The following is a 15,888-nucleotide window of genomic DNA, read 5'->3' as shown; positions in this document are numbered from 1 at the left end:
TCATGGCGCTGCTCAGCTGCGTGACGATGATTCCGGGCATGGCCAGGGCGGACAACCCGATCGTCCAGACGATCTACACCGCCGACCCCGCTCCACTGGTGCACAACGGCCGGGTCTACCTCTACACGGGACACGACGAGGACGGCTCGACGTACTTCACCATGAAGGAGTGGCGGGTCTGGTCGTCCACGGACCTGGTGAACTGGACCGACCACGGCTCGCCGATGAGCGTGGCCACCTTCAGCTGGGCGAGCGCGGACGCGTGGGCCGGCCAGGCCGTCTACAGGAACGGCAAGTTCTACTGGTACGTACCGGTGAAAGACCGGGCGAGCGGCCAGATGGCCATCGGCGTCGGGATCTCGGACAGCCCCACCGGGCCTTTCACCGACGCCATCGGGCGCCCGCTGGTCAGGAACGGTGAGATCGATCCCACCGTCTTCATCGACGACAACGGGCAGGCCTACCTGTACTGGGGTAATCCCAACCTGTGGTATGTCAGGCTCAACCCGGACATGATCTCGTACTCGGGCAGTCCCACGCAGATCCCTCTCACCACCGCGGGCTTCGGCACCCGCACCGGCAACACCAGCCGTCCCACCCTGTACGAAGAGGGCCCCTGGGTCTACAAGCGCAACGGCCTCTACTACAACGTCTTCGCCGCGAAATGTTGCTCGGAGTTCATCGGCTATTCGACGGCACCCGGCCCCACCGGGCCCTGGACATACCGCGGGACGGTCATGCCCACACAGGGCAGCAGCTTCACCAACCACCCCGGCGTCATCGACTACAAGGGCGGATCCTACTTCTTCTACCACAACGGCGCCCTGCCGGGCGGTGGCGGCTTCACCCGCTCGGTGGCCGTCGAGAAGTTCACCTACAACGCCGACGGAACCATCCCCACGATCAACATGACCACGACCGGAGCGCCCCAGGCTGGCACGTTGAACCCCTACGTCCGCCAGGAGGCAGAGACGATCGCCTGGGAGTCCGGCGTGGAGACCGAACCCGCCAGCGAGGGCGGCATGAACGTCGGGTGGATCGAGAACGGAGACTACATCAAGGTCAAGGGCGTCGCCTTCGGCTCCGGCGCGACGTCCTTCACCGCGCGGGTGGCCTCGGCGACCAGCGGTGGCCGGATCGAGCTCCGCCTGGACGGAGCCAACGGCACGCTGGCGGGGACCTGCACCGTGCCGGTCACCGGCGGCTGGCAGACGTGGACGACGGTCACCTGCCCGGTGAACGGCACGACGGGCACCCGTGACCTGTACTTCAAGTACACCGGCGGCAGCGGCAACCTGTTCAACGTGAACTGGTGGCAGTTCACCGGCGGCACTGGCGCCGGCGGTAACCTGCTGACCAACGGCGACATGGAGAGCGGCACCACGGCCTGGGGCGCGTCCGGCGGAACCCTGTCGTCCGTCACCGACCCGGTGCACGGAGGCGCACGGGCGCTGTCCATCGCCGGGCGCACGGCGTCATGGAACGGCACCACCCAGGACGTGACCGCCAAGCTCACCAACGGCAAGAGCTACACCACGAGCGTCTGGGTGCGGTCGCAAAGCGGCACGCCCAGCGCGAAGGTGACCCTGGCGCTCGCCGCCGGCGGCACGACGAGCTACCTCCAGCTCACGCCGGCGACGCCGGTGAACTCCGGCGGCTGGACCCAGCTCACCGGTACGGCGACCGTGTCGTGGAGCGGAACGCTGACCGGCGCCACTTTCTATGTCGAGACGGCCGCGGGCACCGACGGCTTCTCCATCGACGACGCCTCGTTCCAGTAGTCCCAAGCCGGCCGATGCTCTCGCCGAACAAGGGAGCAGCGAATGGTTCCTCCATCCAGACGCATCGGAATCCGCACCAAGATCGGAGTTACGTGATGTCAGAACGCGGCTCCCGTTTCACAACGATCGCGGTCGCTGTCGCGGCACTTCTCGTACTGGTCACGGGCCGTGCGGCGATGAGCAGCGACGCCGGCACTGCCGCGGCGCCCGCCGGCGCCCTCGCGACCACCGCCGGATGCGGCAAGACCCCGACGCTGAGGAGCGGTACACACTCGATTCAGACCAGCGGCAAGAACCGCTCCTTCGTCCTCCGGCTTCCCGACAACTACCACAACGGCACCCCCTACCGGTTGATCTTCGGCTTCCACTGGCGGGGCGGCACCGCCGCCGACGTCGACTCCGGCGGGACCAGCGGATATCCCTGGTCCTTCTACGGCCTCAGGCAGCTGTCGAACAACGGCGCGATTTTCGTCGCGCCCCAGGGCTTCAACAACGGCTGGGCGAACAGCAACGGTGAGGACGTCACCTTCGTCGACGACCTGATCCGGCTCATCGAGGCGGATCTTTGCGTCGACACCTCGCAGCGCTTCGCCGCCGGTTTCAGCTACGGCGGCGGGATGAGCTTCTCTCTCGCGTGCTCGCGGCCGACGGTCTTCCGGGCGGTCGCGGTCTTCTCCGGCGCGCAGCTCAGCGGGTGCAGCGGCGGAACCCAGCCGATCGCGTACATGGGGCTGCACGGCATTGGGGACACGGTGCTCAGCATCGCGCAGGGACGGGCGCTGCGTGACAGGTTCGTCCGTAACAACGGTTGTACCGCGCAGAACCCGCCCGAGCCGAGTTCGGGCAGCCGCAGTCACATCGTCACCGCCTACTCCGGGTGCCAGGCCGGTTATCCGGTCGTCTGGGCCGCGTTCGACAACGGCCACACGCCCGCCCCGGTGGACGGCACCTACACCGACAGCGGCGTCACGACCTGGACCAAGGCTGAGGTGTGGAAGTTCTTCTCCCAGTTCGGGAGCTCCTCATCGCCGACCCCCGCACCCGGTGGATGCACGGCCACGATGGAGACCGTCAACTCCTGGTCCGGCGGTTTCCAGTCAAATGTGACCGTCCGCGCCGGCGGCAGCGCCGTCAACGGCTGGACGGTCGGCTGGACCTGGCCAGGCGGGCAGACGATCATTAGCCTGTGGAACGGCGTCCGCTCCGGCTCCGGAGCCGGTGTGACCGTACGCAACGAGTCCTACAACGGCTCCATCGCGGCCAACGGCACCACCACGTTCGGCTTCACCGCCAACGGCGCCCCGGCCACCCCCACCCTTTCCTGCGACGCCGGGGCACCTTCCGCTGCTGACCGACCCGCATGAGAAGGAGAGTCAGATGCGTAAGATCATTCGATTGACTCTGGCGGCGGAAGTGGCCGCCGGTGCTCTGGTCGCGATCATCGGAGCGTAGTCGGCGGTGCGGTCAAGCCGACTGCTGCAGCGACATCACCGCCCAGGGCGCGAGTTCGACGTCGAGATCGAGCACGCCGTCGTCGGGCACGGTCAGCGTGAACCTGAGCAGCGAGTCGGCGACTCTGCTCAGGTACTCGCTCTGTCCCTTTGACAGATTGAGGGGGGATCCGAGTCGGTACCAGGCTTCGGTAGCGTTCCCGTGCTCCCAGTCCACGATCTCGACGAGGAACGTCGTGCCAGGCTCCAGCCCGCCGATCGCGTGATGGATCCTGCGGCTCTGCCCCAGCTCGGCCAGCGCGCGTGCCGCCGGGTACGAGTTCGCCGAGCCGACACCCCTCATGGCCATGTCCTCGGGGTAGTTGTAGAACACCGCCGACACGGCCGAGGTCCGGCTGTCACGGGTCACGACCCCGTCGGACGTCGCGAGGAGCAGCCGGTCGCCGAGTCGTTCCAGCATCGTGAACGCGTGGAACGTGGGTTTGTGGATGCCGCCCTCGTTCACCAGCCCGAACCCGCCGTGGAACGGCCCGATCCCGGCGCCTCCCTCCTCGAACACGTCCGTAAAGGTCCAGTAGGAGATCGAATCGGCGAGGGTGGCGCACTTCAGATACGACCGCGTGATAGAGGTCGCCGCGAACGGCGTGTCGTGGATGAAGTCGCGGGCCGACGGCGACGTCGACCACTCCGTGATGTGGATCTCCGCATCGGGATACGCGCTGTTCTTCACGAGTTTCAGCAGCAGGGTCAGGTCGTCGAACGTGGCATCGGCGTACCGGGTGATGTGCACGGCCTCGCCGTCGGCGCCGTACGCGAAGTCGGTGGGGTACAGGTGGGTCGAGATGAAGTCGATCGGGAGCTCGCGCTCCCCGCACCAGGCGATGAAGTCCTCGATCCAGACCGGGCGCCAGTCGAGCGCGTCCACGTCGGTTGCGACAGCCGTTGCGAGCGTCGCGGAGCGGTCCTCGGTCTCGCCCTTGTAGCGGTCATCGGGTACGAAGACGCTCGTCGCGGGCCCGCCCACCTTCAGGGCGGGATCGATCTTCTTGATCGCCCGGACAGTCTGCTCGTAGAGCTCGAAGTACTCGGTTTTCGTGCCGGTCCAGAAGTGGGGGACCAGATTCGGCTCGTTCCACACCTCGAAGCGCCATTCCCGCACCTCGTCGAGCCCGTACCGGTCTATCCAGTGCTCGACCGATCTCGTGACCAGCTCGACCCAGCGCGCCATGTCCTTGGGCGGGCTGCAGTGAGCGCCCCACCAGAACACGGTCTCGGTCTGCGTCGCCAGCTCGCGCGGCATGAAGCCCAGCTCGACGAAGGGACGGACCCCGCAGTCCACAAGGAAGTCGAACACCTTGTCCACATAGCTGAATGTGTACACGGGCGCGGCAAGGGGCGTGTTCGGGCCGAAACCGCCGCCGTAGCTCTTCCGGTACACGAACATGTCGTCATGAAAGATGCCGTGAAAGCGGACGTACTGGAATCCGCATGCGGCGACAGCCTCGGCGAATTGCTGTTGCCAGTCCGCGCGCAGTGCTTCGTTCGCCCGTCCGGCGCCGATGCATCTGCTCCAGACGTGCCGGAGCACACTCTCATCACGCGGCTCACCGTCGATCAAGTATCGGGTCTCGCTCTTCATGGCCTCACTGTTCTTCACGAAATCGTTCAAAAGGGAAAAGGTGCGCCAGTTCAAGCCCTTGACGGCGCCCAGCGACAGGCCTGACTGCCAGTTGATGAAGGACCGGATGAGGACCGCCCACGGGGTGTCGGTCATGCCGAGCTGCGCGAACAGCAGGAACTGCGGGATCGCCAGGGCGATGCCTGGGACCGAGGTCGACCCCAGCACGACGAGAAGGAACACCCGCTTGCCGGTGAAGTCAAGTTGTCCCGAAGGGCGAACTCGCGGCCGGGGGCGAGCCCGAACGACGACACGAAGTCGGCCTGCGACTTGGTCGCGTGCCTGGATGGTGTTGTCGAGCGCCTTGTACTCGTCCTGGGACGAGCCCGCGTTGACGACCTCGACCTTGATGTTCGGGTTTGCGGCCTGAAAGCCAGGAACGGCCCGTTCGACGGTGCCGTCCCAGCTCCAGACCGTGACCTTCACCTGCTCGTCACCGCCGGTTGTGCGGCCGCTGCCAGAACATGCGTTCAGCTCGAGCATCGGCACGAGTACCCCGGAACAAGCCCGATCTTCTGGGAGAGCCGCATGGGTCTCTCCTCTCATCCTGAGCTGGTTACGAAAGAATTTCGCAACTTGTTCGGTGTTGCGAGGACAGTAGATGTCGGATCTGTCCAGTGTCAACCAGCCGACGAGCGAGACCATGGTGAGAAGGGTTCGTGGTAGGTTTCGAAATAATTTCGTAGACCCGAAGGGAGCCTGATGCGACGGCGAGGTCGTTCCGAGCGAGCCACCTTGGCGGACGTCGCCCGACTGGCTGGCGTCTCGCCGGCGACCGCCTCGAAGGTCCTCAACGGGCGCAGCGATGTGGGGGCGGCCACGCGTGAGGTTGTCCTCGAAGCCATGGCCGAGATCGGCTACATGCCGACGGCGGTGCGACATGAGCGAACCAGGGATCGCACTTTGGTCACTGTGCTCGACATCGTGGAGTCCCGTTATGCCGGAACGGTGCTCCAGGGGATCCTCGTGGCCGCGACCTCCGCTCAGGCCGAGCTCCTCCTTCGCCTGCCGCCCGACAAGCCGATCAGCACGAGCCGCACGGCGGCCCGTGCCTGGATGGAGGAGCAGAAGGCATCCGGTGTCGTCGGTGTCATCGCGCTCGCCGTCGCCGTGCCCGACTCGGTGCTCCTCGCCGCGGAGGATCTCGAGGTGCCCATCGTGACGATCGATCCGATCGACACGACCGAATCGCGTCTCGTCAGCATCGGCTCCACCAACTGGGCGGGGGGTCGCTCGGCAACCGAGCACGTCATCAAGCTCGGCCACCGCAGGATCGCCTGGATCGGCGGCCCGCTGGGCTCTGCCCCCTCGCTGGAACGCTTCCACGGGTACCAGGCCGCGCTCGACTCGGCCGGCGTCACGCCGGACCGAGCACTGATCCGCCACGAAGCATTCTCCGTCGAGGCGGGACTCCGGCACGGCCATGACATCCTCGCGCTCGAGGAGCGGCCGTCCGCGATCGTCGCGGGCAACGACGAGATCGCCGTCGGGGTCCTCGCTGCGGCCAAGGAACGCGGCATCGCCGTCCCCGGCGAGCTGTCGGTCACCGGGTTCGACGACACGCCACAGGCCCAGTGGACCACGCCCCAGCTCACGTCCGTCCGGCAGCCTCTCGTCGGCATGGGCCGGATGGCCGTCGAGACCGTCCTCGGCATGGCGGACGGCGTCCAGCCCGCCTCCCGGCACCTCCAACTGGCGACGACCCTCAGCGTCCGCAACTCCACGGGCCCCGCCCCGTCATGCTGATCCGGGAGCACCCAGAAGTGCGCGAATCCCCAGGACGGCAGCGGTGTTCGTCGTCATGGCGCTGCAACACCCGGCTCGGCCGCGCGATGCGGCCAACGTTTCTACCCGATGAACGGTCGGCCGAAAAGGTCTTGTTTCCGCATTCGTCATCGCTTACCTTTGCGGCTGCAAACGTAACCGATAACGATTGCAACTTGTGAGGCGGCATGGCCAGAGGCGATGCGCCGGTGACGATGAGCGATGTCGCACGTTTAGCGGGCGTCTCCACCGCGACCGTGTCGCGGGTGGTCAACGGGCATTACGGCGTCAGCGCGAGCACCATCGCACAGGTCCGCTCGGCCATCGAGCGGCTCGGCTACGAGTCGAGTCTGGTGGCGACGAGCCTGCGGCGCAGCCGTACCAACGTCCTGGGGCTGGTTACGCACAGCTTCCAGTCCTATACGGCCGAGGTGCTCAAGGGGGTCATGGACGCGCTGAGCCAGTCGGGTTTCGACCTGATCATCTACGCCGACAGCGATCTCTACGGGACCTACTCCGAGGGCTGGGAGCGGCGGCATCTGGCCCGCCTGGCGGGCACGCTCACCGACGGGTGCATCGTGGTCACGCCCTCGGGCGAGGTGCGGAGCGGTACTCCGGTTGTGGTCATCGATCCGGCGAGGGACTCGACGGCGCCGTCGGTGACGGCGGACAACCTCGCGGGTGCCACCACGGTGGTCGAGCATCTCCTCGGCCTGGGACATCGGCGTATCGGATTCATCGCGGGCCGATCCAGCCTGGCGGCCGCATGGTCGCGCGAGGAGGGGTACCGGAAGACGCTTACCGAAGCCGATGTTCCCGTCGATCCGGAGTTGATCGCAAGAGGCGACTTCAATCCCGAGTCCGCGGCAACGCTCGCGCGGGGGCTGCTGGACAGGGCGGACCGTCCGACGGCGATCTTCGCGGCGAGCGACGGAATGGCGCTGAAGGCCCTGGAGGTCGCCAAGGACCTGGGACTCAGCATTCCCGGCGACCTGTCGGTGGTCGGCTTCGACAACATTCCGGAGTCCGCGTTGACCGAGCCTGGGCTGACCACCGTGGACCAGTCGATGTACCGGCTCGGGTACGAGGCCGCGCGCATGCTGAAGTCGCTGGTGTGCGGCGACTGGGAGGGCCCGGACCAGATCGTGCTCCCGACCAGCCTGGTGGTTCGCGGCTCCACCGCGGCACCGAGGAGCCCTGTGTGACCGTGACGCCACCCACGGGTACGGCGTCCCATCACACCTGACGTTCGCGGCAACGAACGGCAGGTGGGCAAGCTGACCCCACGACGGATGGAGGTGCGAACACCAACCACGAACTATCCACCGCATGAAACAGGCCGGCCAGTCGGGCAGCAACCGTGGCCAGCCATTAAGGGAGTTTTCGCATGCCTTCTTTACTTTATCACGGCAGGTCACACCCCCCGGGGGTGCGTCGGCTTGCAGCGGCGATCGCCGCCGGGGCGATGGTGATCGCGGCAGTTCTGCTCGCGCCGCGGCCGGCGGCGGCGGACACACCGTGGCTGAACGTCTCTGAGGGCGGCTACGCGTCCTTCAGCGTTCCGGCGGCCTCCATCGAGGCCGCTGTGGGCCCGGTGTCGCAGGTCGTCATCGAGGGAAACCTCGGTCCCTCTTTCACCTGGGCGGAGTTCGGTCTGACCCGCCGGGGCGACGTCTGGTCAGGAGTCCTCGGCCCGCTCAGGCCCGGGCTGTATTCCTACCAGGTCACCGGCGATGACACCAAGGGTCTCAAGGATCCGACGAACAACACCGGCGTGGCGTCCAAGCCTCTTTGGAGTACCTTCTTCGTGCCGGGCGAGGCGGCGCGCCTGCTGGCGGACGCGCCACAGGGGCAGGGCGGCAAGGTCGAGACCCTGACCTACCGGGCCAAGCACCAGGAGCGGTCGGCTCTGGTATGGACGCCTCCGGGGTACGCGGCCAAGGGCCCCAAGGCCTACCCGGTGCTGTTCCTGCGGTCCGGCGACGGCGGGAGCGCCACAGACTGGCTCGACCTCGGCCGGGCCAAACAGATCTTCGACAACCTGTCGCTCGAGAAGGCCATGGAGCCGATGGTGGTCGTGATCAGCGACGGTGACGGTTTGCAGGATCTCCGGAAGGCGGTCGCCGACCGCTACCGCGTCCATCGCGACCCGGCGCACCAGGCGATCGCCGGTGTAGCCGAGGGCGGGACGCAGGCACTGCGTGCTGCTCTGACCTACCCGGGCCAGTACGCCTACGCCGGCTCGTTCTCCGGTCTCCTGGCGGATGGCGTCGGGCGGGTGGACGCGAACGCGATCAACCGCCACGTCAAGCTGGTGCGCCTGTACACGGGCAACGTGACGGATCCCGCGTACAACGCGACCTACCGCCTGACGAAGGCGCTGGACCGCGCCCGGATCACGTACGAATTCGACGGGGTCAACCCCGACGCCGGGGCGAACTGGAACGCCTGGCAGGAGAACCTCATCGATTTCGCGCCGCGGCTGTTCCGCAAGGTCTCGGATCATGGTCCGAGCGCCGGGCACGGGAAGCTGAAGGGCGAGTTCACCCCGCCGGCCCCTGGCACCACCCCGACGCCGTTCGTCACCGCGGACGGCTTCGTCACCTTCGAGACCACGACGGGCTTCACGGCCGCCGAGCGCGTCAAGGTGTGGGCGAACTGGGCGCCCAACGGAAGTTGGCTGCGCATCCCGCTGTCCCGCGCGGGCGACCGGTGGCGGGCGACCGTGGGCCCGCTCGACCCGTGGTTCTACTATTACCGGCTGATAGTGGATCGGGTCTCGGTCAAGGACGCGTCGAACCCGACGAAGGTGACCTCCGAGCCGACCTGGAGCACCTTCCTCGTCAACGGGGACAAGGCGCGCCTGCTCACGGACGTTCCCGCCGGTCAGGGCGGCAAGGTCGAGAGCATGACGTACCGAAGCGGCGTGGCGAACCAGGAGCGGACCGCCCTGGTCTGGACCCCGCCGGGATACGACCGGCACCGCGCGCAGCCGTACCCCGTCTTCTACCTCCAGCACGGTGGCGGCCAGAGCTACACGGACTGGGTGGAGATGGGACGCGCCAAGCAGATCCTCGACCACCAGTTCCTCGACGGGGACCTGGTGCCGATGGTGGTCGTGATGAGCAACGGCAACGTCTCCGACTTCAACAAGGAACTGCTGGAGAATATCGTCCCGGCGGCCCGCGCCCGCTACCACGTCTCCGACGACCCCTCGCAGCGGGCCCTCGCCGGCCTGTCGATGGGTGGCGGGCAGACGTTCGGCGTGCTCAAGGCCTTCCCGGGGCGGTTCGCCTACGTCGCGGCGTTCTCGGCCGGGTTCGGCAGTGCCGCCGGCGTCGACGCGGAGGCGATCAACAGTGGCACCAAGCTGTTGCGTCTGTACGTCGGCGACCAGACGGACTTCGTCTACCCGTCGTTCATGACGTCCCTGACCACCTTGAACAACCTCGGTATCCGTTACGAGTTCGACGGGGTCACCCCGGGGCCGCACGGCTGGGACGTGTGGCAGAAGAACCTCATCGACCTGGCGCCACGCCTGTTCAAGCGCTAGGCGAGCCCGTCCGCCCGGCCTTCGCCGCCGGACGCGTGCTGTGTCAGCGCTCATATGCGGATCGGCACGAAGGACGGGGCGCGGGTCGCGTCACCCGTGCCCCGTCCCGGCCGATCCGCTCGGTGTCAACGGCGGCGCATGAACCTTCGTGCGCTGCGATCCCCAGGGGAAATATGCCAATGAACAAGAAATGGCTCTCTGCGGCGGCCGCGCTGGCCGCTGCGACCGTGCTCGCGGCCTGCTCCTCCGGCGGGGGAGGGGGTGCGAACACCGCGAGTGGCAGCGGCGCGAGCAACTGCACGAACACGATCCCCAAGAAGAATCTGCCGGTCGTGACCATGTGGGGCTGGTACCCCAACATGCAGCTCGTCGTCGACAACTTCAACAAGCAGAACGGCGAGGTGCAGGTCTGCTGGACCAACGTCGGCCAGGGCAGTGACGAGTACGACAAGTTCCAGACGGCCATCTCGGCCGGCACCGGCGCGCCCGACGTGATCATGATCGAGATGGACCGGATCCCGACCTTCCAGATCCAGAAGGCGCTCGTCGACATCAAGAAGTACGGCTTCGACGCCGTCAAGGGAGACTACAGCGAGGGCGCGTGGAAGGACGTCTCGGTCGGTGACGCGGTCTATGGCGTGCCGGTCGACGGTGGCCCGATGGCGATGATCTACCGGAAGGACATCTTCGAGAAGTACGACATCACGCCGCCGAAGACGTGGGCCGAGTACGAGCAGGCGGCCCAGAAGATGAAGGACGCGGGTGGGCCGGCGTTCGGCGACTTCGCCGCGAACGTGTCGGCGCTCACGATGGCGCTGCAGATCCAAAAGGGCGCGGCCCCGTTCACCTACAATCCGGCGCAGCAGAGCTCAATCGGAGTCAAGCTGAACGACCAGGCCTCCAAGGACGTGCTCGACTACTGGGGGCGCCTGGCGAAGAAGGGGCTGGTCGGGGCGCAGGACCAGTTCACCCCGGAGTACATCTCCGGCGTGATCAACGGTAAGTACGCGACGTACATCTCGGCGGCCTGGGCGCCCGGCTACCTCACTGGTGCCGGCGTCGGCAAGGGCGAGGACACCGGCAAGTTCGCGGCGGCGCCGCTCCCGCAGTGGGATCCCGCCAACCCGGTGCAGGTGAACTGGGGCGGGTCTGCCTTCTCCGTGACGAGCCAGGCGAAGAACCCCGAACTCGCGGCGAAGGTGGCGTACGGCCTCTACGCCGACAAGGAGTCGCTCACCCACGGCTGGACCAACCAGATCATCTTCCCGCTGAACCTCAGGGCGCTCAACGACCCCGAGTTCGTGAACTTGAAGGTCGCGTTCTTCGACGGCCAGCAGGCGAACAAGGAGGTCTACGTTCCCGCGGCCAACGCCTACAAGGGCGTCACCTACAGCCCGTTCGGCCAGTACTACTTCGACGCCATGACCAAGCAGGTCAGCGCGCTCATCGAGGGCTCCGTCACCGGTGCGCAGGCTGCCGACCGGCTCCAGGAGGACGTGACGAACTACGCCAAGGAGCAAGGCTTCACCGTTCAGTGACGTGAAGGGTGGGCCGTCTTCCACTCCGCCGACCCACCCGCGATCCCTCAGCATCGACAGCCCGGAGTCCAGGTTGACCCTCATGATCGACAAGAGTGTGCCAAGCACCCGAAACAGGACGCACAAAATTCGCGGCAAGGTGCGCCTCCGTGAGCATGTGATGGGGTGGCTCTTCGTCGGGCCATTCGGGATCGTCTTCCTGGCGTTGCTCATCACTCCGCTCGTGTACGCGCTGTACCTCAGCCTCTTCCAGAAAAGGCTGATCGGCGGCACCAGCTTCGTCTTCCTCGACAATTACGTGAAGGCGTTCACCGACCCGAGCTTTCTTTCCGGGTCATGGTTCGTCATCCGCTTCTCGCTGGTCTCCATCCCGCTGCAGATCGTCGTGGCTCTTGCGATGGCCCTGATTCTGGATGCCATGACCTCTCTGTTCGCCCGCTTCTCCCGTCTCATGATCTTCCTCCCCTATGCGATTCCCACGGTCATCGGGGCAGTCATGTGGGGATTTCTGTACAGCAAGAGCTTCGGGCCGCTCTCCGATCTCTTCGGCCTGTTCGGCGCCGCCCCGCCTGATTTCCTCAGCAGCAACCTGATCTTCTACGGTCTGGTCAACGTCGTCACCTGGCAGTGGGCCGGCTATTACATGATCATCCTGTATGCGGCGCTCCAGGGCATCGACCCGGCACTCTACGAGGCCGCCCGCATGGACGGTGCCGGCAAATGGCAGATCGCACTCCGGATCAAAATCCCGCTGATCGCCCCCGCACTGCTGCTGATCCTGGTCTTCTCGCTTATCGGCACCCTGCAATTCTTCAACGAACCGCAGATTCTGCGTTCCCTTGCGGCCGGCGCGATCGGACCGGATTTCACCCCCAACATGTACGCATATCAGCAGGCGTTCGCACTCGCGAACTTCAACTACGGATCGGCGATCTCCTTCGCCCTCGGCGGGATCGTCTTCGTCGGCGTCTACGCCTTCCTGTTCTTCACCCGCAAGCGGAGGAGCTTTCTGTGATGAGCGACCGTTCCCGCGCCGGCGTCCGCCGCCGGCCACAACGCCACCTCCCCCTGCAGGTGCTCCTCGGCTTCCTGGTCGTGTACTTCCTCGTGCCGTTCTGGTGGGTCATCGTCAACAGCTCCAAGGATGCTCCCGGCCTGTTCGGCGGCGGCAACACCCTGTGGTTCGCCGACCGGATCGACTACCTCGGCAACCTCGAGCAACTGTTCACCTATGACAACGGCATCTACGGCAGGTGGATCCTCAACTCCACGCTGTACGCACTCGCGGGCGGCGTCGGCGCCACGATCCTGGCCGTCCTGGCCGGCTATGGATTCGCCAAGTACCGATTCGCCGCCAGGCGCTTCAGCTTCTCACTCGTGCTCGGCGCGTTGATGGTGCCGGCGACGGCCCTGGTAATCCCCACCTTCACGATGTTCTCCGAGTTCGGCCTGACCAACACGATCTGGGCGGTGATCCTTCCATCGCTGCTCAACCCGTTCGGCGTCTACCTGATGCACGTATACGCGCGCGACGCGGTTCCCGACGAGATCCTGGACGCGGCGCGGGCCGACGGTGCGGGTGAGGTACGAACGTTCCTCCAGGTCGCATTCCCCCTGATGCGGCCCGCGGTGGTCACAGTGCTGCTCCTGTCTGCCGTGGCGTCCTGGAACAACTACTTCCTGCCTCTCGCCATGCTTTCCGACAACCGCCTCTTCCCCGTCACTGTCGGACTCGGTCTCTGGCAGGGAATCGCCTCGGCGAACAACGCGGGCAGCACCTCCCTCTGGAGCCTCATCATCATGGGCGCGCTGGTGTCGGTTGTTCCCCTCGTCATCGCCTTCTTCACGCTTCAGCGGCACTGGCGCGGAGGGCTGTCCGTCGGTGGCCTGAGATAGGGCGAGGTCGGTCTGCCAGACAATCAACCTGTACGGATGTCCGGGTGGAGCAAACGCCGAGCACGGCGACCGTCATCTGTACCGGCCACCCGGATGCCGCTCCCACCGAGATCGCTTGAGCTGGGATTTCTCTGGATTGCTTACGCGGCTCGCTCGCGGGCCAGCGTGGCCGCGGACAGCCGGCCGTGCTGCCGCAGCAGCAGCACCAGTGAGACCAACCGGTCGGCGCGCACGCGAGAACTTTGCCGAAATACACGACACAGGATGTCGTGATTTGTTTGGGAGGCTCATCACCGCGACGTCGCAGATGGCGGCTGCCGAGCCGATGGACGTCCGTAATGTCGACAATTCGAATGGAGCTGATGTGGCGATGGAGCGAACGGCGGTCAACCCGTGGGCGTGGTCGGTGGAGCTGGGCTACAACCAGGGTGAGATCGTCTCCGGGCACACCCGGACCCTGTACTGCGCCGGGCAGACCGCGATGAGCGGTGACGGCAAGCCCCAGCACGCCGGTGACATGGCGGCGCAGCTGGCGCTGAGCCTCGACAACCTGGAGGCCGTGCTCGGCGAGGCCGGCATGTCCCTGGCGAACCTCGTCCGGCTCAACGTCTACACCACCGACGTCGATCGGCTCTTCGAGCACTACGGCGTGCTGGCGGCGCGGTTGGGCGCCGCCGGGGTGGCACCGTCCACCACGATGCTCGGGGTGACCCGGCTGGCGATCCCCGACCTGATGGTCGAGCTTGAGGGGACCGCCGTCGCGTGATGCGATCTCGCCGCCTCCGCAGGGCTGCCGGAGGCGGCACGAGCAGCAGACAGGTGGGTGATTTCCCGGTGCACAGGATGGTGACAATCGGCGTCTACGGCGTCTACGGCTTCGACGGCGAGTCCTCGTGAGCAGCTCGGTCCTTGCCGCGCCCACCGCTGCGCCGCTTGCGGTTCGCATGCGCCCGCGCTCGCTCGACGAGGTGGTCGGGCAGCAGCACCTGCTGCGTCAGGGCTCGCCGCTGCGGGTGCTCGCCGCCGGCGCCGAGGGCGGCGGAGGTGCGGTCTCGGTGATCCTGTGGGGGCCTCCCGGCACGGGGAAGACCACCCTGGCGCAGGTGATCGCCCACTCCGGCGGCCGCAAGTTCGTCGAGCTGTCGGCGGTGACCGCGAGCATCAAAAATGTGCGCACGGTCATGGAGCGGGCGCGGGGCGATCGGGATCTCTACGGCGTTTCGACGGTGCTGTTCCTCGACGAGATCCACCGCTTCACCAAGGCTCAGCAGGACGCGTTGCTGCCCGGCGTCGAGAACGGTTGGGTGACGCTCGTCGCGGCGACGACCGAGAACCCGTCGTTCTCGGTGATCAGCCCGCTGCTGTCGCGCTCGCTGCTGCTGACGCTGGAGCCGCTCACCGACGACGACCTCCGCACGCTGCTGCGGCGGGCGGTGGCGGATGCGCGCGGGCTCGGTGGCGGGGTCGAGCTCGCCGACGACGCGCTCGACGCGCTCGTGCAGCTCGCCTCGGGCGACGCGCGGCGGGCGCTGACGGGGCTCGAGGCCGCCGCGGCGTCGGCGCTCGCGGGCGGTGACGCCGCGCAGAGCGGCGCAGCGTACGCCGACGGGGAGGAGGGCAAGGGCAAGCCCGTGGTGACGGCCGAGATCGTGTCGGGCTCGATCGACCGCGCGCTGCTGCGTTACGACCGCGACGGCGACGAGCACCACGACGTGATCAGCGCGTTCATCAAGTCGCTGCGCGGCTCCGACCCCGACGCCGCGATCCACTACCTCGCCCGCATGATCGAGGCGGGCGAGGATCCGCGCTTCATCGCGCGCAGACTCATGGTCCACGCGGCTGAAGACGTGGGCATGGCCGACCCCCAGGCGCTGCAGGTCGCGGTCGCGGCGGCCGAGGCGACGCAGCTGATCGGGCTGCCCGAGGCCAGGATCCCGCTCGCCGAGGCCACCATCTACATCGCGACCGCCCCCAAGTCCAACTCCGTCATCACCGCGATCGACGCGGCCATCGCCGACGTCAAGCGCGGTAGCTTCGGCCTCGTGCCGAAGCACCTGCGCCACGCGCATAACCGGGGGGCCAAGCGGCTCGGTCACGGCGTCGATCCTGCTGGTTAACTCGTCTCAGGCTGCGAGAGCGAGTTCTGCCAGTTCGAGGCGGGCGAGGTGGCTGGTGCGGGTCCGGTCGAGCGGGTGTCCGTTCCACCAGGCATCCAGGCGGATGAGGT

11 protein-coding genes are annotated in these 15,888 nt (G+C 66.8%); 10 read left to right on the top strand and 1 reads right to left on the bottom strand.

Features of this window, described 5'->3' with window-relative positions:
* The first annotated feature begins 2 nt into the window (after positions 1-2).
* Positions 3-1,781 (top strand): family 43 glycosylhydrolase, encoded by a 1,779-nt coding sequence (locus ABN273_RS51755; protein ID WP_349457092.1) that lies wholly within the window; start codon positions 3-5, stop codon positions 1,779-1,781.
* Positions 1,782-1,876: 95 nt separating this feature from the next.
* Positions 1,877-3,145 carry a CE1 family esterase gene (locus tag ABN273_RS51750; RefSeq protein WP_349457091.1) on the top strand — a complete coding sequence of 423 codons (1,269 nt, stop codon included), beginning with the start codon at positions 1,877-1,879 and terminating at the stop codon, positions 3,143-3,145.
* 100 nt (positions 3,146-3,245) lie between these two features.
* On the opposite strand, the gene ABN273_RS51745 is transcribed toward ABN273_RS51750, so the two are convergent.
* Positions 3,246-4,871, bottom strand: a complete 1,626-nt coding sequence (locus tag ABN273_RS51745) for a GH39 family glycosyl hydrolase (RefSeq protein WP_349457129.1) — start codon at positions 4,869-4,871, stop codon at positions 3,246-3,248.
* A gap of 774 nt (positions 4,872-5,645) precedes the next feature.
* Between ABN273_RS51745 and ABN273_RS51740 the strand changes: the two genes are divergently transcribed.
* The 8 genes from ABN273_RS51740 (at position 5,646) to ABN273_RS51705 (ending at position 15,778) form a co-directional block, all read left to right on the top strand.
* Positions 5,646-6,656 carry a LacI family DNA-binding transcriptional regulator gene (locus tag ABN273_RS51740; RefSeq protein WP_349457127.1) on the top strand — a complete coding sequence of 337 codons (1,011 nt, stop codon included), beginning with the start codon at positions 5,646-5,648 and terminating at the stop codon, positions 6,654-6,656.
* Between the two features lie 233 nt (positions 6,657-6,889).
* Positions 6,890-7,879 (top strand): LacI family DNA-binding transcriptional regulator, encoded by a 990-nt coding sequence (locus ABN273_RS51735; RefSeq protein ID WP_349457090.1) that lies wholly within the window; start codon positions 6,890-6,892, stop codon positions 7,877-7,879.
* A 224-nt stretch (positions 7,880-8,103) separates the two neighbouring features.
* Positions 8,104-10,227, top strand: coding sequence for an alpha/beta hydrolase (locus ABN273_RS51730; RefSeq protein WP_349457089.1), 2,124 nt, complete (start codon positions 8,104-8,106; stop codon positions 10,225-10,227).
* 179 nt (positions 10,228-10,406) lie between these two features.
* The gene (locus ABN273_RS51725) at positions 10,407-11,765 is read left to right on the top strand and encodes an ABC transporter substrate-binding protein (protein ID WP_349457088.1); all 1,359 of its coding nucleotides are present in this window, start codon (positions 10,407-10,409) and stop codon (positions 11,763-11,765) included.
* 82 nt (positions 11,766-11,847) lie between these two features.
* Positions 11,848-12,780: a carbohydrate ABC transporter permease gene (locus ABN273_RS51720; RefSeq protein WP_349457087.1), complete on the top strand. Its 933-nt coding sequence runs from the start codon at positions 11,848-11,850 to the stop codon at positions 12,778-12,780.
* Positions 12,780-13,661, top strand: a complete 882-nt coding sequence (locus ABN273_RS51715) for a carbohydrate ABC transporter permease (RefSeq protein ID WP_349457086.1) — start codon at positions 12,780-12,782, stop codon at positions 13,659-13,661. Before ABN273_RS51720 ends, ABN273_RS51715 begins: the two co-directional genes overlap by 1 nt.
* A 370-nt stretch (positions 13,662-14,031) precedes the next feature.
* On the top strand, positions 14,032-14,427 hold the full coding sequence (locus ABN273_RS51710) for a RidA family protein (protein WP_349457126.1): 396 nt from the start codon (positions 14,032-14,034) through the stop codon (positions 14,425-14,427).
* A gap of 178 nt (positions 14,428-14,605) precedes the next feature.
* The gene (locus ABN273_RS51705; RefSeq protein WP_349457125.1) at positions 14,606-15,778 is read left to right on the top strand and encodes a replication-associated recombination protein A; all 1,173 of its coding nucleotides are present in this window, start codon (positions 14,606-14,608) and stop codon (positions 15,776-15,778) included.
* The last annotated feature ends 110 nt before the right edge of the window (positions 15,779-15,888 follow it).

The organism is Nonomuraea sp. B19D2, assembly GCF_040137845.1.
GTDB lineage: Bacteria > Actinomycetota > Actinomycetes > Streptosporangiales > Streptosporangiaceae > Nonomuraea.
This window is presented reverse-complemented; position numbering and strand designations above follow the sequence as displayed.

Excerpts from the sequence above, each read along its gene's own strand:
- ABN273_RS51755 (WP_349457092.1), top strand. The coding sequence starts at position 3 with ATGGCGCTGCTCAGCTGCGTGACGATGATTCCGGGCATGGCCAGGGCG.
- ABN273_RS51750 (WP_349457091.1), top strand. The coding sequence starts at position 1,877 with ATGTCAGAACGCGGCTCCCGTTTCACAACGATCGCGGTCGCTGTCGCG.
- ABN273_RS51745 (WP_349457129.1), bottom strand. The coding sequence starts at position 4,871 with ATGAAGAGCGAGACCCGATACTTGATCGACGGTGAGCCGCGTGATGAG.
- ABN273_RS51705 (WP_349457125.1), top strand. The coding sequence starts at position 14,606 with ATGCGCCCGCGCTCGCTCGACGAGGTGGTCGGGCAGCAGCACCTGCTG.
- ABN273_RS51715 (WP_349457086.1), top strand. The coding sequence starts at position 12,780 with ATGAGCGACCGTTCCCGCGCCGGCGTCCGCCGCCGGCCACAACGCCAC.
- ABN273_RS51735 (WP_349457090.1), top strand. The coding sequence starts at position 6,890 with ATGAGCGATGTCGCACGTTTAGCGGGCGTCTCCACCGCGACCGTGTCG.
- ABN273_RS51725 (WP_349457088.1), top strand. The coding sequence starts at position 10,407 with ATGAACAAGAAATGGCTCTCTGCGGCGGCCGCGCTGGCCGCTGCGACC.
- ABN273_RS51710 (WP_349457126.1), top strand. The coding sequence starts at position 14,032 with ATGGAGCGAACGGCGGTCAACCCGTGGGCGTGGTCGGTGGAGCTGGGC.
- ABN273_RS51720 (WP_349457087.1), top strand. The coding sequence starts at position 11,848 with ATGATCGACAAGAGTGTGCCAAGCACCCGAAACAGGACGCACAAAATT.